Here is a 19021-nt window from a genome sequence, read left to right as displayed (position 1 = left end):
GGCCCGGCAGGCGGCTTCCCCACCACCTGCCGGGCGTCTGTGGTCAGCCCGAGGGGGCTGGTTCGCTCTGCAACTGCCGCTCGGCGCGCAGGAGAGCGATCTCGTTCTCGAAGTCGGCCGCGGAGTCGAACCCGCGGTAGACCGAGGCGAAGCGAAGGTAGGCCACCTCGTCGAGGCGACGAAGCGGGGAAAGGATCGCCAGGCCCACCTCGTGGGCGGCGATCTCGGGGCTGCCGGCGAGGCGCAACTGGTCCTCGACCTCCTGGCCCAGGCGGGCCAGGTCGTCCTCGTCGACGGGGCGTCCCTTGCACGCCTTGCGCACACCCGAGACAGCCTTCTCGCGGGTGAACGGCTCGGTGGCGCCGGAACGCTTGAGCACCGTCAGCTGCATGGCCTCGACGGTGGTGAAGCGCTTCTCGCAGTCCAGGCACATCCGGCGGCGGCGGATCGCACAGCCGTCGTCGGAGACCCGCGAGTCGAGGACCTTGGTGTCACTGTGCTTGCAGTACGGACAGTGCATGAGCCCTCCTCACGAGAACCTGGGTGGCGGATGCTGTGGACAGAGGGGGAGCCTCCTGTGCACAACGGGACGAAATCTGTGCGTTTCCACCCCTCGTCCTGTGGACTAGATGTGGAGAACTACATCGTTGTAACTACTAGATGTAGTGGTAACCGTACGCCTCGACCACCACGGGTGCAAGCCCGGCCCCCAAGGAGTTCGAAGAAGTTTTTCGGGCGGGCTCATTTGCGCTCCGAACCGGCCCATCGGAGGGTTGAGGGGACACGTCAGCCACCCATCGGACACAATGACGCCGTGGCGGGAGGCAAGCGATCCGGAGACCGGGCCAAGGCAGGTTTTCGACCTGATCTCCTGCTGCTTGCCGTCGGGATCACCTTCGCGCTGGTGGCCTGGGGATACCTCGTCTTCGCCGCGATCGACTTCGGCGCCACGGCCCGCCACGACGGCAAGGCCAGCGCCTGGTTCTTCCTGCTGATCGCCTGCGTCGGCGCCATGTTCTGCCTGTTCCTTGCGTTCATGCTCGCCGTACGCCTCTCGCGTGCGGTCGGCTGGAGCGAAGGCCCCCAGCCCCGCGTGAAGCGCGACCCCAGCCTTCCCAAGGGCGGCAAGCGCGCCGCTCGGTAGCGCGCGGACAGCCCGGGCGGACAGCGCGAAGGGCGAGGTCCGGCTGCATGAGCCAGACCCCGCCCCTCGTCTTCCCCTGCACCCGTCGGGGTCGAAGCGACGGGCGAGCTGTGGTTACTCCGTCGGAACGCGGAGCTGCTGGCCGGCGTAGACCATGCTCGAGTCGAGCGTGTTGAGCTGCTGGATCTGCTCCATCACCGAGCGGACGTCGTCGCCGGTGGTCGAGGCCACGTCGCTGGCCAGGCCCCACAGGGTCTCGCCGGGCGCCACGGTGACCACCTCGACGGCGGGAGCGCCGCCGCCCTCGCGGGTCGCGGCGGAACCGGCGGCGAGCCACACGGCGGCCGCGATCACCACGGCGAAGGCGAACGCGAGCACCACGAGCCGGCCGCGGCGGGTCAGCCGGACCTGGCTGTGCTGGCTGCGGGCACGCACCGGGCGGGCCGTCGTCGTACGACGAACGGTGGAGACCTGCGGGGCGAACGTGATGGTGCTCATGGAAACCTCCGGGGGAAGTGGACGGGCCATGTCTAGTCAGGCCGTCCGACAGAAGCTGATCGATCAGGCGTTCGATCGAACATGTGTACGAGGTTAGATCAGGTGTTCGAACAAATCCAGTACCTGTTCGAACAAACACTCGACGGCGTGTCGCGACACGCCCTTCGAACAGATGTTTGAAGAACGGCCCGTTCATCGGTTAGCGTCGTCACATCCGATCCGGGCGATCTGCCGGAAGACTTGGGAGGGCATCCATGGCTGACAAGGCCAAGACCACGAGTGGCAGCACCGTCACGGAGCTGCCCGACGGCCCCCCGGACGCCAGTGGGCTGACCGCCCGCCAGCTGCGCGTGCTCGCGCACATCAAGGACAGCATCGAGAAGCGCGGCTACCCGCCGAGCATGCGCGAGATCGGCCAGGCCGTCGGCCTGACCAGCACCTCCAGCGTCGCCCACCAGCTGCGCACCCTGGAGGAGAAGGGCTACCTCAAGCGTGACCCCAACCGCCCGCGCGCCCTCGAGGTCTTCCTGCCCGAGGTGATGGCCGCCCGCCGCGCCATGTCGACGGTCGAGGAGACCGGTCACGACGGGTACGACGACACCGGCATCAACGACGCAGCGCCGACCCCGCGCAACGTGCCGGTCGTCGGCCGGATCGCGGCCGGTGGCCCGATCCTGGCCGAGGAGCGCGTCGAGGACGTGTTCCCGCTCCCCCGCCAGCTCGTCGGCGACGGCCAGCTGTTCCTGCTCCAGGTCAGTGGCGAGTCGATGATCGACGCTGCCATCTGCGACGGCGACTACGTCGTGATCCGCCAGCAGCCGACCGCCGAGAACGGCGAGATCGTGGCCGCCATGATCGACGGCGAAGCGACGGTCAAGACGTTCCAGCGCAAGGCCGGGCAGGTGTGGCTGCTGCCGCACAACCCCGCGTTCGAGCCGATCGACGGCACCAACGCCACGATCCTGGGCAAGGTCACGGCGGTCCTTCGCCGGGTCTGACGTAAGGTCAGGGGGTTCAATCCGTCGACCACGAAGGCCGAACTTCCCCATGACGCGCCGCAGCAACCTGCCCTTCTCGGGGCTGCTCATCGCCCTGCTCGCCCTCCTCCTGCTCGTGCCGTTCCTCGGCACCGCAGCGCAGGCCGACCCTGGCGACCCAGCGGACCCGGGTGCGGCCGCGGCGGAGACCCCGCAGGAGGTCGCCGAGGAGGCCCTCGAGACGGTCGAGGACCTGCTCGACCCGGCAGCCACGGCGACCATGCCGGACGCCAAGGACCACGGCAAGGACGCGACCCTCGCCCTGCGCGACCTGGCGGCCAGCCGCGCCGACCTGCCCAAGGACAAGAAGGACGACGCCGGGCGCCTGCTCGCGCGACCGACCGACGGCGCCAACGCTCCCGGCAGCTACGAGTGCGAGGGCAACACCGGCCCGCCCTGCTACCAGACGCCGGAGAACACCCCGCTGTGCACCGGCTACCTCTGCGTGCACTACGTCGACGGAGCCGACGCGAGCGCCGCCGACCCCGAGAACGGCCCGGGCGGCCGTTGGTCCGGCACCGACGCCAACTACCCCGACTACGTCGAGTTCGTGGCCCAGGCCTTCTCCGTGGTGGCGAATGCCTACACAACGGCCGGCTACCAGCGGCCCGCGGGCGACGGCTTCATCGGCGGGAACGGCGCCGACAAGGTCGACGTCTACATCGCCGAGCTCGGCCAGTTCGGCATCTACGGCTACTGCGCGACCGACCAGGAGATCAGCGGCCACGGTGCGGCACCCGCCTACTGCGTCGTCGACAACGACTACAGCGCCGCCGACTACCCGAGCCACACCCCGGCGGACAACCTCAAGGTCACCGCTGCCCACGAGTACTTCCACGCCGTGCAGTTCGCCTACGACGCGAACGAGGACGGCTGGTTCATGGAGGGCACCGCCACCTGGGCCGAGGACGAGCTCTTCAACGCGATCAACGACAACCGGTCCTACCTGCCCTACGGCCCGCTCGGCGTGCCCAGCCAGCCCGTCGACCGCTGGGGCAACCTCGCGCAGTACGGATCGTGGATCTTCTTCCGGTACCTCGGCGAGCGCTACCCCACCTCCCAGGGGCTGCTTCCCGTGATCGTGCGCAAGATGTGGGAGAAGGCCGGCGCCGGGCAGTACTCCGTCCAGGCCATCACCTCGGCGCTGACCGACCTGCGCACCACCATGAACGTGCAGTTCGCCGGGTTCGCCTTCTGGAACCGACGTCCCTCCGCGTTCTACTCCGAGGGTGCCGGCTACGCCCCCACGCCGCTGTACGGGACCTACAACCTCAGCGCCTCCGCGCCGTCCAAGAGCCTGCGCTTCCAGCTGCACCACCTGAGCGCCAAGCACTACCGGTTCGTCCCGAAGATGACCGGCGCATGGAAGCTGCGGGTCCAGCTCAACCTCAACTACATCATCGCGGGCGGCGCCGCGGTCGTGACCGTGAAGAAGAAGGGCCAGGCGCCGGTCGCCAAGATCGTCGCACTCAACAGCACGGGCGATGGCGTGTCGTCGTACTCCTTCGGTGGAGCCGTCGACTGGGTCGAGGTGGCTGCGGTCAGCGCCAGCACGCGCTACGTCAACTGCGGTACGCGCGACTACCAGTGGACCTGCGGCGGCCTGCCGAAGGACGACGGCGTCTACCAGAGCGTCGTGGTCAAGGCTGTGCGCGGCTGAGCCGCTTCAACGCAGCCCGGACCATGGCCGGGTCGGTCGTCGCCCACATGGGCGGCAGGCTCGACTTGAGGAACGAGCCGTAGCGGGCGGTCGCGAGCCGGGGGTCGAGTACGGCGACCACGCCACGGTCGGACGTCGTACGGATCAAGCGACCCGAACCCTGCGCGAGCAGCAGCGCCGCATGGGTCGCGGAGACCTGCATGAAGCCGTTGCCGCCGGCCTTGTCGGCCGCCTTCGAACGGGCACTCATCAACGGGTCGTCCGGGCGCGGGAACGGGATGCGGTCGATGATGACCAGCTGGCAGGTGTCCCCCGGGACGTCGAGCCCCTGCCACAGGCCGAGCGTGCCGAACAGGCAGGTGTGCGGGTCCTCGACGAACTGGCGGGCGAGCTCCGGGAGCTGGGCGTCGCCCTGGGCCAGCGTGGTGAGGTGCGGCAGGGCGGTGCGCACGTGCTCGGCCGCGGCCTCGGCGGCACGTCGGCTGGAGAACAGCCCCAGCGTGCGGCCGTCGGCGGCGTCGACCAGCTCGGTGATCTCGTCGAGCTGGGCCTTCGCGAGGCCGTCGCGGCCCGGCGGTGGCAGGTGCCGGGCGACGTAGAGGATGCCCTGGCGGGGGTAGTCGAAGGGGCTGCCGACGTCGATGCCGCGCCAGGGCTGCTTGTCGGAGGTTTCGAGGCTCGTCGCTGACGCTCCTCGCACCTCAACCACCGACGCCTCGCGTGAGCGTTCGCTGGGCTTGAGGCCGACCGAGGTGGCGATCGAGTCGAAGTCGCCGCCGAGCATCAGGGTCGCCGAGGTCAGCACCACCGTGTTGTCGGTCAGCAGCTTGTCGCGCATCGGGCCCCACACCTGCAGCGGCGCGACGCACAGGGTCGGCGGGATCCGGTCGGTGCCCTCGGTGCGCCACAGCACGTCGGACTCCGAGCACGCCGCCATCCGCTCGGCGGTCGCGAAGACCTCCTGCACCATGCCCTTGGCCTGGGTGAAGGCCGGGTCCGGCTCGCTGCCGGCCTCGGCCTTGGGGAATGCGGACGCGCAGGCCCGGGCGGCATCGCGCACCAGGACGAGGGCGTCGGACAGCTCCTCGGGCAGCGTCTCGAAGCGGCCGGGGCTGGCCTCGGAGACGGCAGCGCGCAGTGCGTCGGCAGCGTCGGCGAGGTCGTCGGCCTCGTTGCCCTCGACGTGGCGGACACTGCGACGGGCAGCCCGCTCGACCTCGGCCGCCCAGAGCTCGTCGGTCGCGGCCTGGGTCACCCGGGCGGCGAGCTCGTGCGCCTCGTCGATCACCACGGCGTCGTACTCGGGGATCATGGGGATGCCCTCGATCGCGTCGATCGCGAGCAGCGAGTGGTTGGTGATGATCAGGTGCGAGCGCTGCGCCTTCTCCTTCGCGCGCTCGGCGAAGCACTCCTCGCCGTACGCGCACTTGCTGGCGCTGAGGCACTCGCGTGCGGAGACGCTGACCTGGCGCCACTCCTTCTCGGTGTGCCGCGGCGCCTCGTCGCGTTCGCCGGTCTCCTTGGCCTTGGAGGCCTTCTCGGCCCACTTGCGCAGCTCGAGGACCTTCGCCCCCATCGTCCCCTCGGGGATCTGGATCAGCTCGCCCTGCTCGTCGGGCGCACCTTCCCGGATCCGATGGAGGCAGGCATAGTTGGACCGGCCCTTGAGGACGGCGTACGTCGCATCGAGGCCGGGCGTCGTGCCGACCGCCTTGACCAGGCGGGGCAGGTCCCGCTCGACGAGCTGGTGCTGGAGCGCCAGGGTGGCCGTGGCGATCACGACCCGCCGGTCATGGAGCAGCGCGGGGACGAGGTAACCCAGCGACTTCCCGGTGCCGGTGCCCGCCTGGATGAGCAGGTGCTCCTTGTCCGCGAAGGCACCCGCCACCGCGTCGGCCATCGCGACCTGGCCGTCGCGCTGCTGGCCGCCGAGCGCGGCCACCGCGGTCGCGAGCAGCTCCCGGACGGGGTTGGCCTGCTGCGCGGCGTCGGTGGTCACCGGAGAACCCTAGATGGTCGGGCCGACGGTCACCGACGCCCCTCCACAGGCGTCTCGACTACGCCGCTCGTTCCTCGCGGCTACTCGACGAACCTGGCCCGGTCTACGGGGCGAACGCGCCGCCGCGGATGACAGCCCGGACCTCGTCGACGGTGATCGCGTGCGGATCGAAGTCGGCGAGCCACCAGGTGGCCCCCGCGGCCTCGAAGGCAGCCAGGTCCGCGTCGGCGGCCAGCGTCACCGCGACGTCGTACGACGCCTGCGGCTGCCCGACGCGGAGGTCGGCGATCTTCGCGACGGCCTCGGCCAGCTGGTCCGGGTGCTCGAGGTTGACCGGCACGAACCCGTCGTGGCGCGCGGCTCGATGGAGCGGCCGTTCCTTGCCGGGGAACCCGGCGATCCAGACCGGTACCGACGGTTGCACCGGCCGCGGCAGGAACCGGACGTCGTCCACGGTGAAGTGGTCGCCGTGGTGCTGCACCGGCTCACCCGTCCACGCCTGGCGCAGGATCGCCAGCGACTCGTCGAGCATCCCGGCGCGGGTGCGGTCGTCCTCCTCGTCGCCGAACCGGGAGAACTCGCCGCCGAACCGGTCACTGCCGAGCCCGGCACCGAGAGTCAGCCGCCCGCCGCTGAGGCGATCCAGGGTCGCGGTGTGCCGGGCGAGCACCTGGGGCCGCCTGCGCGGCAACGCGGTCACCATCGGGCCCAGCCGGAGCGTGGAGGTGGCGGTGGCGATCGCGGCGAGGGTGATCCACGGGTCGGCCGCGGCCTGGACGGGCTCACGCCAACGGACGTGGTCCCACACGAAGAACCCGTCCCATCCGGCCTCCTCGGCTTCCGCTGCGAGGCGCGCCACGACCAGCGGGTCGGCGAGCTCGTCGAACAACGGGATCCAGATCGCCGACTTCATGACGTGAACTCCACCAGTGCCTCGAGGAACTGGTCCCAGGTGGGACGCGGAACATCGTGGCCGGCGCCGGAGAGGACCACCAGCTCGGCACCGGGAATCGCGTCCCGCAACGCCTCGCCGTGGGACAACGGAAAGATCGGGTCGACCTCGCCGTGGACGACAAGGGTGGGCACGCGGAGGTCGGCGAACCCTCCGTTGCGCGGACCGTCGAAGTCCATCGCGTAGTGGTTGACGAGCGTGGCCGCGACGTCGCGGGTTCTCGCGATGTCCGTCACGGCGAGCTCCCGGACCGCTGCCTCGTCGAAATGTGGCGAGGCGCCGGCGTACGCACGCAAGGCCTCGACGAGGTGGTCCACGACCGCGGCGCCATCGGTCGGGTCCGGGTCCGGAGGTACGTCGAGCTCACCCATCGGCAGCTCGCCGGTCGTGGTGGTCACCAGGGTGACCGAACGAGTCCGCTCCGGATGGTCGAGGCCGAGGAACAGCGCGACGCCGCCAGACATCGATCGGCCGACGACGTGGGCGCTCTCGACACCGAGGGCGTCCAGGAGCGCGACGGCATCGGCGGCGAGATCACTCATGGCATACCCGGGCCGACCGACCGGGAAGCTCGTCGATCGCCCGGTGTCGCGCTGGTCGTAGCGGATCACGAAGCGGCCGGCCGCGGCCAGGCGTTCGCAGAGTTCGGTCTCCCACCACACGAGGGACGCGCACGCCCCGTGGATCAGCAGCAGGGCCGGGTCTGCCGGGGACCCGAAGGTCTGGGCGCAGAGCGTCACGCCGTTCACGTCGAAGCTGGTCTCTGGGTTCATGTGATCGACGCTAGGCCCGGTCAAGGATTCCGAAAAGCGATTGCTTCCGATTAAGACCATCACTCATTACGATGCTTCGGGTGTACGAGCTCCGTCACCTCCAGGCACTCGACGCCATCGCCGACGAAGGCACCTTCGGCCGCGCGGCCGCGCGGCTCGGCTACACCCAGTCCACGTTGAGCCAGCAGATCGCCGCGCTGGAACGCACTGTCGGCGGGGCGGTGTTCGACCGGCCCGGTGGCCCACGACCTGTTCGGCTGACCGCGCTCGGTCGACTCGTGCTGGACGGTGCCCGCTCCGTCCTGGCTCGGTCCCGCTCGCTCGGGGACGACGTCGCGCGGTTCCACGCCGGGGATGGGCGGATCGAGGTCGGGACGTTCCAGACCGTGACGAACGTGCTGCTGCCCACGGTCGTCGGGCGCCTCCGCTCCGAGCACCCGGGCTGCGACATCCGGCTGTTCGAGGACGAGGACGACACTCCCGACCCCGGCGACCTCGACGTGCTCTTCCTCGACGCGCCGGGCAGCGACGGCGTCGACAGCACCTTGATCCTCGAGGACCAGCACGTCCTCGTCGCCCGCCGCGGCGACTTCGCGGCAGGCGCGGTCGCACTCAAGAAGCTCAACGGAATCCCGATGGTCGCGCTGCCTGCGATCTGTGACCAGGGCCGGGTCGAGGAGCATCTCGCCGAGCACGGGGTCGCGCCGCACTTCGTCTTCCGTACGGCGGACAACCAGGCCGTCGTGTCCGTGGTCCGCGCCGGACTCGGCTGCGCGATCATGCCGCTGCTGGCCATCACCACCCCGGAAGTCGACGACGAGGTCGTGCTGCACCCGCTGCGCGGAGCCCTGCCACCGCGGCAGATCTACGCGCTCACCCGTGGTGCCCTCTCACCGCTCGCGCAGCGACTGGTGGCGGTCGCCCAGGAGCACGGCGCCGAACTGACCCGAGCGGGCGCCTGTCAGCTCTGAGCCAGAGCGAGCAGGTCCCGCACCCGTTCGGCCACCCGGTCGCCGAAGGCCCGGTGCCCGGCGGGGTCGGGGTGCAGGTCATCGTCCAGGTAGGTGAGGTCCAGGTCGATCATGCTCAGGTAGGCCACCTGATGGGCCGCCGCGAGGCGGGCCAACGCAACGTCGACCGCCTCGACATCGGCACGCGGGCGTTCCGGCGCCGGCGGCGGGCCGACGACGAGCACCTGCCGCCCGTCGAGCACCCGCATCAGGCGCGCGAAGCCGGCTTCGAGATCGGCCAGCGACTGGTCGTAGTCGTTGAGGCCACCCTCGACGACGACCAGGTCGGTCGACCGGCGTAGCGAGAGCGCTGCGCGGGTGGCGAAGGAGACGTCACCGCAGGCGCTCGCGCCGACCGTGAACCCGCTCCCGGAGAACCCGTCCACCCGGACCCGGCCGGGCAGCCGCACCGGCCACGAGTCGCGCGCACGGACACCGGCGCCGACGGAGTAGGAGTCGCCGATCACGAGGATGTCGGCACCCGTCCCCGTCACGACCGCAGCCCGCTCGTCGGCGCGTTCGCCGATCTCCCCGCAGCGATCGGTCCGCGCACCTGCGCGGCCCAGGATCGTCGTACTCACGGCGGCAACGAGCAGCACCGTCAGGACGGTGAGGAGCAGCCGGGGCCGGAGGCGGGTGAGGTGCCGAGTCACGTCGAAATCATCCGTCGTACCTGACGAACGTGCTGCGAATTCGCCGAACTCACAGCAGGTTCGTCAGGTGCGATGTCAGACGGCGTACGTCGCCAGGTCGCCCGCGAGCGCTTCGCTCGCGCGGCCGGTGACGTGGCTGCCGTCGGCGGTGTGCTCGATGGTGGCGATCTCGCCGTCCTTGTGGATCCGGTCGATCAGGTCGCCGCGGGCATAGGGCACCAGCGCGGAGAACTCGACCTGCGGTCGCGGCAGGTCGGCCTCGATCCGGGCGAGCGCCTCCTTGATGCCCTCACCCGTGTGGGCGGACACCGCGACGGAGTGCGGCTCGCGGCGGAGCAGGCGGTCGATGACCAGCGGGTCCGCGGCGTCGATCTTGTTGATGACGACCAGTTCGGGGACGCCACCGGCGTCGATGTCGGCGAGCACCGCGCGCACCGCGGTCAGCTGGCCCTCGGGGTCGGGGTGCGAGCCGTCGACGACGTGCACGATGAGGTCGGCGTCGGCCACCTCCTCCAGGGTCGAGCGGAACGCCTCGACCAGCTGGTGCGGCAGGTGCCGGACGAACCCGACCGTGTCGCTCATCGTGAAGATCCGGCCGTCGACGGTGGAGGTACGACGAGTGGTGGGATCGAGCGTCGCGAAGAGGGAGTCCTCGACGAGCACTCCTGCACCCGTCAGCCGGTTGAGCAGCGAGGACTTGCCGGCGTTGGTGTAGCCCGCGATCGCGACCGAGGGGATGTGGTTGCGACGGCGCTCCTGGCGCTTGGTGTCGCGGGTCCCCTTCATCACCTTCAGCTCGCGGCGGAGCTTGGCGATCTTGTCGTTGATCCGGCGGCGGTCGGTCTCGATCTTGGTCTCACCGGGACCACGGCCACCGATACCGGCACCGTCGGCGCCGACGCGGCCACCGGCCTGGCGCGACAGGTTGCCACCCCAACCACGCAGCCGCTGCTTCATGTAGCTCAGCTGGGCCAGCTCGACCTGCGCCTGGCCCTCGGCCGACTTCGCGTGCTGGGCGAAGATGTCGAGGATCAGGGCGGTCCGGTCGACGACCTTGACCTTGACCCGGTCCTCCAGGTTGCGGAGCTGCGAGGGGGCGAGCTCGCCGTCGCAGATCACGGTGTCGGCGCCGCTGGCCTGCACGATCTCGGCCAGTCCCTCGACCTTGCCGCGGCCGATGTACGTCGCCGGGTCGGGCGACTGGCGGCGCTGGTAGATCGCGTCGAGCACCTCGGATCCGGCGGTCTCGGCGAGCAGCGCGAGCTCGGCCATGGCGTTCTCGTGGTCCTGGACGGTGCCCTCGGTCCACACCCCGACGAGCACGACGCGCTCGAGCCGGAGCTGGCGGTACTCGACCTCGGAGATGTCCTCGAGCTCGGTGCGCAGACCGGCGACACGACGCAGCTCGTGGCGCGCAGCCAGGTCCAGGTCACCCGTGGTGGGCTCGTCGGCGGAGGCGGGCGCGTACCCGGACTCGAAGGTGTCGTTGTCGGGGTCGTCCCAGCCCTCGGTGGCGCGCAGCGCGGACGCGAGGGAGAAGTCTTCAGCATGGTTCGTCATAGGCGTATCCAGCGTAACGACGAACGGTCACAAAGGCTTCCCGATTACCGGACGCGGACGACGGGCGGTCATCCGCGCACCAACTGCGGTGCCGCACTCCTTGCGTTGCCGCAGTTTGTGCGGCACCATGGAGAGCATGACCGATTCACTGGCAGGGCCACCCGCGGAAGCACTGGCCGTCGTACGACGGGCGCTGGACGAGGCGGAGGGCCGCGATTCCGTCGGGGCCCTGCCCTACCTTCGAGAAGCCGCCGACCGGCTCACCGAGATCCTCGACGAGGCCATGGCAGCCGCCGTGCTGACCGGCCAGGCGTCCCTGCGTGGGGCAGGGGCGCAGGCCGGGCTCACGGAGAACGCCGTCGGCCCCCGACTGGCGCGCACCCGCAGCCTCGCGGCGTACGCCGACGACCGGGGACGCGTGACGGCCGCCGGGGTCGAACGAGCGAAGTACGACCTCGAGACCGGTCAGCCGCGGCAACCCGCCGCAGCCCCGGCGCCGATGCGGTTCAAGCCGCGCCGGAGCCAATGACCCCGAACTGCCCAATTTGATGGAGGAACCATGACCCGAGCCGATCTCACCCACCTGTACTTCCTGCTCGACCGCAGCGGATCGATGCAGTCCATCAAGGCCGACACCGAGGGCGGCTTCGCCGCCTTCATCGCCGAGCAGCGCACCGCTCCGGGCGACTGCCGGGTCACCCTCGCCCAGTTCGACAACGAGTACGACGTCGTGTTCTCCAACTTCCCGATCGCGGACGTGCCGGCGCTGGACCTGCAGCCGCGCGGATCGACCGCGCTGCTCGACGCGATGGGGCGCCTGATCACCACCGCCGGCCAGGAGCTCGCCGCACTCCAGGAGGACGAGCGCCCCGGCACCGTAATCGTCGCGGTGATGACCGACGGCCACGAGAACGCCAGCCAGGAGTGGACCCACCCGGCGATCAAGGCGCTGGTGGAGCAGCAGACCAACGGCTTCGCGTGGCAGTTCCTCTACATGGGCGCCGACCAGGACGCGATCGAGGTCGGCGCGAGCCTCGGCGTCGCCGCGGGCGCCTCGGTCACCTACGGGCGCGGCAAGAGCCGCGACGTGATGGCGATGACCTCGCAGAAGCTGGGCAAGCTCCGCGGGGACCGGTTCGCCGCTCCGGCGGGCGCGCCCGCACCGATGATGGACGCCTACTCCCCCGAGGAGCGCAAGGCCGTCGCCGACTGATCCGGCTCGAGGACCTTCTGCCACAGCACGGTCCCGACGGCGTCGTACAGGCGCACGGTCAGCTCGCCGGAAGGCGCGATGGCGAGCTGGCCGATGTGCTGGTTGTCCGGACGCGGCGCGATCTTCACCGGGAGCGGCTCGTCCTTGCCGTGGGTGAAGTGCACGAGCGGACCGAAGGTGCGGTCGAGCTTGTCGGGCCGCGCAGTGAACGGCGAGCAGTGCAGGGGTCCGGAGATGAACTCCCAGAACGGCTCGAAGTCGGTGAACGTCGCCCGCTCCGGGGAGTAGTGGTTGGCCGCCGTGTAGTGCACGTCGGCGGTGATCCACACGACGTTCTTGACCTCGTACCGCTTGATCGCCGAGAGGACGCGCCCGATCTCCGGTTCGCGTCCCATCGGACGGCCGTGGTCGCCGTTCGCGACGCCGTCGAGGTCGTGGAGCTGGCGGACCGGCGCCGACAACGGCTGGTCGATCGAGATCACCTTCCACGTCGCCCTCGACCTGCGTAGGCCGGTGATCAGCCAGTCCTCCTGCTCCGGGCCGAGCAGGCCGCTCGGTGCTCGGTCGTCGCGCGGGTCGGCGACCGGGTTCGATCCACGGAAGCTGCGCATGTCGAGCAGGAACAGGTCGAGGTGCTGCCCGCGCGGGATCCGGCGATAGAGCCGGGCGGGCGCGAAGCCGTCCCCGTCGGCCGGGACCAGGCGCTTCACCGGCACCGGCTGGTACTCCTGCCACGCCCGTCGTCCCCGCAGGGCGAGGACGTCGGCGCGGCGCTCGGTGTAGCGCTCGTCGTCGATCGTCTCGCCGGGCCACCAGTTGTTGCAGGTCTCGTGGTCGTCCCACTGCACGGCCGACGGTACGGCGGCGTAGAAGTCCCGCACGTTCTCGTCCCGCAGCGGGTAGCGGTGCCGGCCCCGGAAGTGGGCGAGGGTCTCGGCCACGACCATCACCTCCTCGGTCAGCTCGTTCTGCCAGGTACTGCCGTTCTCGAGCAGCAGCTTGGTGGACTCCATCGGCTCGTCGGCGTAGATCGTGTCGCCGACGTGGATGAACAGGTCCGGACGCAGGTCGAGCATCGCGCGGTAGCCCGTCATCCCGCCGCGCGAGCGGTCGATCCCCCAGCCCTGGCCGTTCGTGTCCCCGGACCAGACGATCGTCTGCGCGGCCCCGTGGATCGGGGCGGTGGCGAAGGAGAGGAACTGGGGAGCGCTCCGCTCCCCCTCGGGCGTCTCGAACCACACCTCGGCGTCGTACTCCCGACCGGGCGCGAGCCCCGTGAGGTGCATCCGGGCCGTGAAGTCGGTGCGCGGATCGGCCCAGCGACCGCGGATCGTGCGGCGCAGCAGGCCGCCGCTCGACAGGCGGACCAACATCCGGCTCGGTTCGGCGGCCCGGGACCAGAGCACGGCGGAGCTCGTGGTGACCTCGCCGCTACGCACCCCCGAGGTCAGGTCCCGGCGACGCTCGACGAAATTCGGCCATCGGTCCGCGAGACCGAGGATCGAGGCGCCGGACAGGCCGGCCACCACCGTCGTACGGCGCCCGACGCGCAGTTCGCCGAGGCGGGTCTGGTCGTCCCAGAGCAACGTCACGTTCCCAGAGGCAACCGGTTCCCAGCGACCGGGGCGCGATCGGCGAGGGACGACGGGGTGAACGTCACAGGACGGTTGGCCGGCACGGCCATAGCCACGCGGCTCCACCGGTCGTTGTACGGGCATGCGTGGTGCACCAGGGTCCGAGAAGCGAGTGTTCTTTGTCTGGGCTGCGGTCCTGCTCCTGGTGACCGTGGGCCTGATCGTGATGCTCCGGCCCAACTCGCCGGAGCGGGCCATCGACGACGACCGCCCCCGCGCGGACGACCTGACGACGCTCCCGACCGAGCCGGCCGCGCCGAAGAAGACGAAGAAGGCGAAGCCCTCGGCCGAGGCGAACGCCCTTCCCGCGGGCCTGCAGAGCGGCTTCCCGGGTCTCGGCACCCAGCCCGGCATCTCCGGCGACAGCGACGTCTTCTCGCTCCCGAAGCACAAGCTGACGATCACGTTGTCGGCGCCGCACGCGCTCGGCACCGTCGCCTACGTCATCCCGACCAGCGTCGATCACCCGCAGGGATCGCACAACGAGAAGAGCAACACGTGGTCGCTCACGACCACGGTGTACGGCAACCCCGACTACGCGGTGGTCTTCGTCCAGGCCGGTGTGGACGGGAAGCCGGAGTCCTGCAAGATCACCGTCGACGGCAGGGTCACCGAACGGCGATCGACCGAGGGGCCGTACGGCGCCATGTGGTGCCAGGGCTGATCCAGCCCCGGCACCGGCGCGATCGAACTCGCGATGAGCTGAGTTCGCGAACTACTTCGGGGGCATCCGGATGCCACCGTCGACGCGGATGACCTCGCCGTTCATGTACGAGTTCGTGATGCACTCGATGACCATGCTGGCCAGCTCGTCGGGCGTGCCGAGGCGCTTGGGGAACAACACGTTCTGGCCGAGGTTGGCCTTGAACGCGTCGGCGGCCTCGCCCTCGCCGTAGATCGGGGTGTCGATCAGGCCGGGCGCGACCGTGTTGAGGCGGATGCCGGCAGCCGAGAGATCGCGCGCGACGGGCAGGGTCATGCCGACCACACCACCCTTCGAGGCGGAGTACGACGCCTGGCCGATCTGGCCGTCGAAGGCGGCCACGCTGGCCATGTTGACGATGGCGCCGCGGCAGCCGTCGGCGTCGGGCTCGTTGAGGCTCATCGCGGTCGCGGCCTGGCGGACCATGTCGAAGGTGCCGATCAGGTTGATGTGGACGACCTTGGTGAAGGCCTCCAGCGAGTGGGCGGACTCGAGCTGGCCGTCGCGACCGATGGTGCGCTGCGCCCAGCCGATGCCGGCGGAGTTGACGACGGCACGCAGCGGGGCGATCTCGGACGCGACCTTGACGGCGGCGGCGATCTGCTCGGTGTTCGTGACGTCGACCTGGGCGAAGACGCCGTTGATCTCGGCGGCAAGGGCCTCGCCCTTGTCGGCCTGCAGGTCGGCGACGACGACGGTCGCGCCCTTGGCAGCGAGCTGGCGAGCGGCCGCGGCACCAATGCCCGACGCGCCGCCCGTGACGATGGCGGAGGTTCCAGTGAGTTCCATGCGACGGACTGTAGCGAGGTCAGAGAGAGGTGCGGCCCTCGGCCAGGATCACGGCGGGACCGGTCATCAGGATCCGGTCGTCGGCGGTCCACGTGATCTGCAGCGTCCCGCCAGGCAGGTCGACCCGGTAGGCGGTGTCGCGCTCCGCGCCGTCGGCGAGGGCGGCGGCCACCATCACGGCGCACGCGCCGGTGCCGCACGAGCGGGTCTCGCCGGAGCCCCGTTCGTGGACCCGCATCGCCACATGGCCGGGCCCGCGTCGTACGACGAACTCGACGTTGACCCCGTGGGGGTAGACGGCGTCGTCGTGGACCGGCGGATCGAGGAGCGGGCCGATGTCGGCGAGGTCGGCGCCGGCGTCGAGGAAGGCCACCGCGTGGGGGTTGCCCATGTCGACGTGCAGGGCCGGCCAGGACTGGTCGCCGATCGACACCTGGGTGTCCTCGAGGATCTTCGGGGTGCCCATGTCGACGGTGATCTCACCGTTGGCCGCACCCCCGGCGAAGGTCAGCACCTTCACCCCGTCGCGCGTGGCGACCGGCACGGGAGTGGACGGGTCGGCCAGGCCGGCGAGCGCGAGGTGGCGACCGAAGACCCGGATGCCGTTGCCGCACATCTCGGACACGGAACCGTCGGCATTCCGGTAGTCCATGAACCACTCGGCGTTCTGGCCGGCGGCGTCCGGGGTGACGACGGAGCGGATGACGCGCAGGACACCGTCACCACCGATGCCGGCACGACGGTCACACAGCGCGCGCACCCGCGCGGGGTCGAGGTCGCCGTGGATGCTGCCGTCGTGATCGGGGAGGAGCACGAAGTCGTTCTCGGTGCCGTGCCCCTTGAGGAAGACGTAGTCAGGGCTGGACATAGAGACCGTCCTTGTAGGACTCGCCGTAGTAGGCGTCGAGCTCCTCGAGAGGAGTGTCCGGTCGCTCCAGGCGGTGCGCCAGTACGGCGCGACGCGGGACGGTGCCGTCCGGGTTCCACGACTCCGGCTGCCACAGCTGCGAGCGCAGGAACGCCTTCGCGCAGTGGAAGAAGATAGTCTCGATCTCGACGACGACGGCCAGCAGCGGCCGGTGGCCCTTGACCACCATCTCCTCGAAGAACGGGGCATCGCTGACGAGGCGGGCGCGGCCGTTGATCCGCAACGTGTCGCCACGACCGGGGATCAGGAAGTTCAGCCCGACGTGCGGGTTGGCGAGGATGTTGCGGTACCCGTCGGCGCGACGGTTGCCGGGCCGCTCGGCGATCGCGATCGTCTGGTCGTCGATGACGTGGACCAGCTGACCCGCCGGGTCGCCCTTCGGCGACACGTCGCACCGCCCCTCGGCGTCGGCGGTGCCGAGCACGCAGAACGGCGTGGCCGCGAGCCAGTCGCGGTCGACCTCGGTCAGCGTGGTGCGTTCCTTGTCCCGGGCCGCCGCCGTCGGTTCACCGAGCAGGGCGCTGAGCGCCTCTTCGCTGGTGATGTCGGTCCAGGCGGGGGTGCTCACCCCGCCATCGTAGGCGGTCGGGTCAGTCCGGATCGACGACCAGGGCCGAGCCCCCGCCCCGGCGGGTGGGTTCGGCCACAGCGGTCAGCTGCCCGTCCGGCCCGAGCTCGATCGCGGCCACGGCCCCGATCTCCGCGGCGCTGGTCCCCGGAGGACCGGCAACGGACAGCGCGTGCCCGTAGCCCGCCAGGGCGACGCCGTACGCATTGACGAAGGCCTGCTCGGCTGTCACCGCCGACGTGTTGCGCTGGGAGGCCCGAGGAGCGGCGACCGCCTCCGGCAACGACATGCCGAGATCGAGCCGGTTCAGCAGGACCTGGAGGACCGTCGTGATGATGGTGGAGCCGCCCGGCGACCCGAGAGCGAGCACCGGCTCGCCGTCCCTGACCACGATCGTGGGCGACATCGAGCTGCGCGGGCGCTTGCCCGGCTCGATCCGGTTGGGGTCGGCCTCGGCGTAGACGGTGCTGAAGTCGGTCAGCTCGTTGTTGAGGATGAAGCCACGATCGGGCACCACGATGCCCGATCCGCCAGTCTGCTCGATCGTCAACGTGTAGGCGACAACATTGCCCCAGCGGTCGGCGGTCGTCAGGTGCGTGGTGGAGAGGTTCTCTGTGTCGGCGTCGGCGGTCGACACCGATGCCGCGGTACCACAGAGTCCGTCGTACGACGTCACGTCGCCAGCAGGCACCGGCTTGGTCGCCGCGACCGCCGGGTCGATCTCGCAGGCCCGTTCCTTGGCGAAGGTGTCGTCGAGCAACTGCGCGGTGGGTACGTCGACGTGGGCCGGGTCGCCGACGTACTTCCCACGATCGGCGAACGCGAGCGCGGTCGTCTCGAGGTAGTGGTGGAGCGCGTCGACGGGTGCCAACCCACCGACGTCGAACTGCTCGAGGATGTTGAGGGACTCGCCGACCGTCGTACCGCCGGACGAGGACGGCGCCATGCCGTAGACGTCGTGGCCGCGATAGGAGACGTGGGTCGGCTCCTGGACCAGGGCTTCGTAGCCGGCGAGGTCCTCGGTCGTCATGCTGCCGGGCGGCGCGGGGAGGTCGGTGTCACCGCTCAACGGCGGGTGCTGGACGTTCTCGGCGATCTCGCCGGCCAGCTGTCCGTCGTAGAACCAGTCGGTGCCCCGGGCGCCCAGGAGCCGGTAGGTCCTGGCCAGGTCGGGGTTGCGGAACAGGCTTCCGACGGCCGGCACGCCATCGGCGAGGTAGAGGTCAGCGGTGCTGGAGAAGGTGCGGAAGCGGTGGGCGTTCTCGGCGGTCTGCAGGTGGAAGGTGTCGTCGACGACGAAGCCGCGTTGGGCAAGGCCGGCAGCGGGCTTGAGCGCGTCCTTGAGCGACAGGCTGCCCCACCGGTCGAGGGCCTCCTGCCAGGTGGCCGGGGTGCCGGGGACGCCGACCGAGACGCCACTGGTGACCAGGTCCGGGCTGAACCGGTACGGCGTCCCGGTCGCCGGGTCGATGAAGGCATCCGACTGCATGGCCGCAGGTGCCGTCTCGCGACCGTCGATCGTGGTGACCTCGCCGGTGGCCGCGTCGTAGTGGACGAAGTAGCCGCCACCGCCGATGCCGGCGCTGTAGGGCTCGGTCACGCCCAGCGCGGCCGCAGTCGCGACGGCCGCGTCGACGGCGTTGCCACCACGCTCCAGGACCTCCAGGCCAATCGCGGACGCATCCGGGTCGACGGAGCTGACGGCGCCGCCGTGTCCCACCGCCACGGGAGTCTTGGGCGGCGCGTCCGGGGCGGGCGGGCCGGCACTGGCCGGAGCGACCAGCGCAAGGGCGAGTGCCGTGACGGACGTGGTGACGAGGGCGATGGTTCGGCGCACGGTTCCTCCCGAGAAGTGCAGTGCCGGTCCTTCACCATCCCCCCGGGGTCCCCCCTGCTGTCA

The 19021-nt window shown here is 70.5% G+C and carries 19 protein-coding genes; 7 read left to right on the top strand and 12 right to left on the bottom strand.

The window, feature by feature from the left end; all coding sequences use genetic code 11:
* Positions 1–43: 43 nt before the first annotated feature.
* Complete coding sequence (gene nrdR, locus ACOACQ_RS07305; RefSeq protein ID WP_378603319.1) at positions 44–520, bottom strand: transcriptional regulator NrdR; 477 nt, start codon at positions 518–520, stop codon at positions 44–46.
* Positions 521–814: 294 nt separating this feature from the next.
* Here nrdR and ACOACQ_RS07300 point away from each other — a divergent pair, with 294 nt between their 5' ends.
* The gene (locus ACOACQ_RS07300; protein WP_378603322.1) at positions 815–1144 is read left to right on the top strand and encodes a hypothetical protein; all 330 of its coding nucleotides are present in this window, start codon (positions 815–817) and stop codon (positions 1142–1144) included.
* A gap of 114 nt (positions 1145–1258) precedes the next feature.
* Here ACOACQ_RS07300 and ACOACQ_RS07295 read toward each other — a convergent pair whose 3' ends face one another.
* Positions 1259–1642, bottom strand: a complete 384-nt coding sequence (locus ACOACQ_RS07295; protein ID WP_378603325.1) for a LysM peptidoglycan-binding domain-containing protein — start codon at positions 1640–1642, stop codon at positions 1259–1261.
* A gap of 254 nt (positions 1643–1896) precedes the next feature.
* Between ACOACQ_RS07295 and lexA the strand changes: the two genes are divergently transcribed.
* Both lexA and ACOACQ_RS07285 read left to right on the top strand, forming a co-directional pair.
* The gene (lexA, locus tag ACOACQ_RS07290; protein WP_378603328.1) at positions 1897–2640 is read left to right on the top strand and encodes a transcriptional repressor LexA; all 744 of its coding nucleotides are present in this window, start codon (positions 1897–1899) and stop codon (positions 2638–2640) included.
* Positions 2641–2689: 49 nt separating this feature from the next.
* Entirely contained in the window at positions 2690–4339 is a 1650-nt protein-coding gene (locus tag ACOACQ_RS07285) for an MXAN_6640 family putative metalloprotease (RefSeq protein ID WP_420287996.1), read from the top strand.
* Here the strand turns inward: ACOACQ_RS07285 and ACOACQ_RS07280 are convergent.
* The 3 genes from ACOACQ_RS07280 to ACOACQ_RS07270 all read right to left on the bottom strand — a co-directional run bounded on the left by ACOACQ_RS07280 (position 4320) and on the right by ACOACQ_RS07270 (position 8063).
* Positions 4320–6338, bottom strand: a complete 2019-nt coding sequence (locus ACOACQ_RS07280; protein ID WP_420287995.1) for an ATP-dependent DNA helicase — start codon at positions 6336–6338, stop codon at positions 4320–4322. The two genes, ACOACQ_RS07285 and ACOACQ_RS07280, sit on opposite strands and share 20 nt — an antisense overlap.
* A 103-nt stretch (positions 6339–6441) precedes the next feature.
* Positions 6442–7251 carry an LLM class flavin-dependent oxidoreductase gene (locus ACOACQ_RS07275; protein ID WP_420287994.1) on the bottom strand — a complete coding sequence of 270 codons (810 nt, stop codon included), beginning with the start codon at positions 7249–7251 and terminating at the stop codon, positions 6442–6444.
* The gene (locus tag ACOACQ_RS07270) at positions 7248–8063 is read right to left on the bottom strand and encodes an alpha/beta fold hydrolase (RefSeq protein WP_420287993.1); all 816 of its coding nucleotides are present in this window, start codon (positions 8061–8063) and stop codon (positions 7248–7250) included. The genes ACOACQ_RS07275 and ACOACQ_RS07270 overlap by 4 nt, the downstream gene beginning before the upstream one ends.
* A gap of 80 nt (positions 8064–8143) precedes the next feature.
* On the opposite strand from ACOACQ_RS07270, the gene ACOACQ_RS07265 reads away from it, so the two are divergent.
* Positions 8144–9034: a LysR family transcriptional regulator gene (locus ACOACQ_RS07265; RefSeq protein WP_420287992.1), complete on the top strand. Its 891-nt coding sequence runs from the start codon at positions 8144–8146 to the stop codon at positions 9032–9034.
* On the opposite strand, the gene ACOACQ_RS07260 is transcribed toward ACOACQ_RS07265, so the two are convergent.
* Positions 9025–9726 carry an SGNH/GDSL hydrolase family protein gene (locus tag ACOACQ_RS07260; RefSeq protein ID WP_420287991.1) on the bottom strand — a complete coding sequence of 234 codons (702 nt, stop codon included), beginning with the start codon at positions 9724–9726 and terminating at the stop codon, positions 9025–9027. The genes ACOACQ_RS07265 and ACOACQ_RS07260 overlap by 10 nt on opposite strands.
* Before the next feature lie 75 nt (positions 9727–9801).
* Positions 9802–11286 (bottom strand): GTPase HflX, encoded by a 1485-nt coding sequence (hflX, locus tag ACOACQ_RS07255; RefSeq protein ID WP_378603355.1) that lies wholly within the window; start codon positions 11284–11286, stop codon positions 9802–9804.
* Between the two features lie 136 nt (positions 11287–11422).
* Between hflX and ACOACQ_RS07250 the strand changes: the two genes are divergently transcribed.
* Both ACOACQ_RS07250 and ACOACQ_RS07245 read left to right on the top strand, forming a co-directional pair.
* Entirely contained in the window at positions 11423–11815 is a 393-nt protein-coding gene (locus ACOACQ_RS07250; RefSeq protein WP_378603358.1) for a hypothetical protein, read from the top strand.
* A 30-nt stretch (positions 11816–11845) separates the two neighbouring features.
* On the top strand, positions 11846–12499 hold the full coding sequence (locus ACOACQ_RS07245; RefSeq protein ID WP_378603361.1) for a vWA domain-containing protein: 654 nt from the start codon (positions 11846–11848) through the stop codon (positions 12497–12499).
* Here ACOACQ_RS07245 and ACOACQ_RS07240 read toward each other — a convergent pair.
* A complete protein-coding gene (locus ACOACQ_RS07240) occupies positions 12463–14091 on the bottom strand; it encodes an alkaline phosphatase D family protein (RefSeq protein ID WP_420287990.1) in 1629 nt (542 codons plus the stop codon). The genes ACOACQ_RS07245 and ACOACQ_RS07240 overlap by 37 nt on opposite strands.
* A gap of 154 nt (positions 14092–14245) precedes the next feature.
* Between ACOACQ_RS07240 and ACOACQ_RS07235 the strand changes: the two genes are divergently transcribed.
* Complete coding sequence (locus tag ACOACQ_RS07235; protein WP_420287989.1) at positions 14246–14797, top strand: hypothetical protein; 552 nt, start codon at positions 14246–14248, stop codon at positions 14795–14797.
* Positions 14798–14848: 51 nt separating this feature from the next.
* Here ACOACQ_RS07235 and ACOACQ_RS07230 read toward each other — a convergent pair whose 3' ends face one another.
* The 4 genes from ACOACQ_RS07230 to ggt are packed head-to-tail and all read right to left on the bottom strand — an operon-like array spanning position 14849 to position 18958.
* On the bottom strand, positions 14849–15625 hold the full coding sequence (locus ACOACQ_RS07230) for an SDR family NAD(P)-dependent oxidoreductase (protein ID WP_378603376.1): 777 nt from the start codon (positions 15623–15625) through the stop codon (positions 14849–14851).
* Positions 15626–15644: 19 nt separating this feature from the next.
* The gene (dapF, locus tag ACOACQ_RS07225) at positions 15645–16493 is read right to left on the bottom strand and encodes a diaminopimelate epimerase (protein WP_420287988.1); all 849 of its coding nucleotides are present in this window, start codon (positions 16491–16493) and stop codon (positions 15645–15647) included.
* The gene (locus ACOACQ_RS07220) at positions 16480–17121 is read right to left on the bottom strand and encodes a pyridoxamine 5'-phosphate oxidase family protein (RefSeq protein WP_420287987.1); all 642 of its coding nucleotides are present in this window, start codon (positions 17119–17121) and stop codon (positions 16480–16482) included. The genes dapF and ACOACQ_RS07220 overlap by 14 nt, the downstream gene beginning before the upstream one ends.
* 22 nt (positions 17122–17143) lie before the next feature.
* Complete coding sequence (gene ggt / locus ACOACQ_RS07215; RefSeq protein ID WP_420287986.1) at positions 17144–18958, bottom strand: gamma-glutamyltransferase; 1815 nt, start codon at positions 18956–18958, stop codon at positions 17144–17146.
* Between the last annotated feature and the right edge of the window lie 63 nt (positions 18959–19021).

The organism is Nocardioides sp. CPCC 206347, from assembly GCF_048654605.1.
In the GTDB taxonomy this organism is placed as follows: domain Bacteria; phylum Actinomycetota; class Actinomycetes; order Propionibacteriales; family Nocardioidaceae; genus Nocardioides.
The sequence above is the reverse complement of the archived record's forward strand: the minus strand, read 5'-3'. Positions and strand labels throughout refer to the sequence as shown.

Coding starts and splice junctions, on each gene's coding strand:
- ACOACQ_RS07270 (WP_420287993.1), bottom strand. CDS start 8,063: ATGAACCCAGAGACCAGCTTCGACGTGAACGGCGTGACGCTCTGCGCC.
- nrdR (WP_378603319.1), bottom strand. CDS start 520: ATGCACTGTCCGTACTGCAAGCACAGTGACACCAAGGTCCTCGACTCG.
- hflX (WP_378603355.1), bottom strand. CDS start 11,286: ATGACGAACCATGCTGAAGACTTCTCCCTCGCGTCCGCGCTGCGCGCC.
- ACOACQ_RS07295 (WP_378603325.1), bottom strand. CDS start 1,642: ATGAGCACCATCACGTTCGCCCCGCAGGTCTCCACCGTTCGTCGTACG.
- ACOACQ_RS07230 (WP_378603376.1), bottom strand. CDS start 15,625: ATGGAACTCACTGGAACCTCCGCCATCGTCACGGGCGGCGCGTCGGGC.
- ACOACQ_RS07285 (WP_420287996.1), top strand. CDS start 2,690: ATGACGCGCCGCAGCAACCTGCCCTTCTCGGGGCTGCTCATCGCCCTG.
- ACOACQ_RS07275 (WP_420287994.1), bottom strand. CDS start 7,251: ATGAAGTCGGCGATCTGGATCCCGTTGTTCGACGAGCTCGCCGACCCG.
- dapF (WP_420287988.1), bottom strand. CDS start 16,493: ATGTCCAGCCCTGACTACGTCTTCCTCAAGGGGCACGGCACCGAGAAC.
- lexA (WP_378603328.1), top strand. CDS start 1,897: ATGGCTGACAAGGCCAAGACCACGAGTGGCAGCACCGTCACGGAGCTG.
- ACOACQ_RS07245 (WP_378603361.1), top strand. CDS start 11,846: ATGACCCGAGCCGATCTCACCCACCTGTACTTCCTGCTCGACCGCAGC.
- ACOACQ_RS07250 (WP_378603358.1), top strand. CDS start 11,423: ATGACCGATTCACTGGCAGGGCCACCCGCGGAAGCACTGGCCGTCGTA.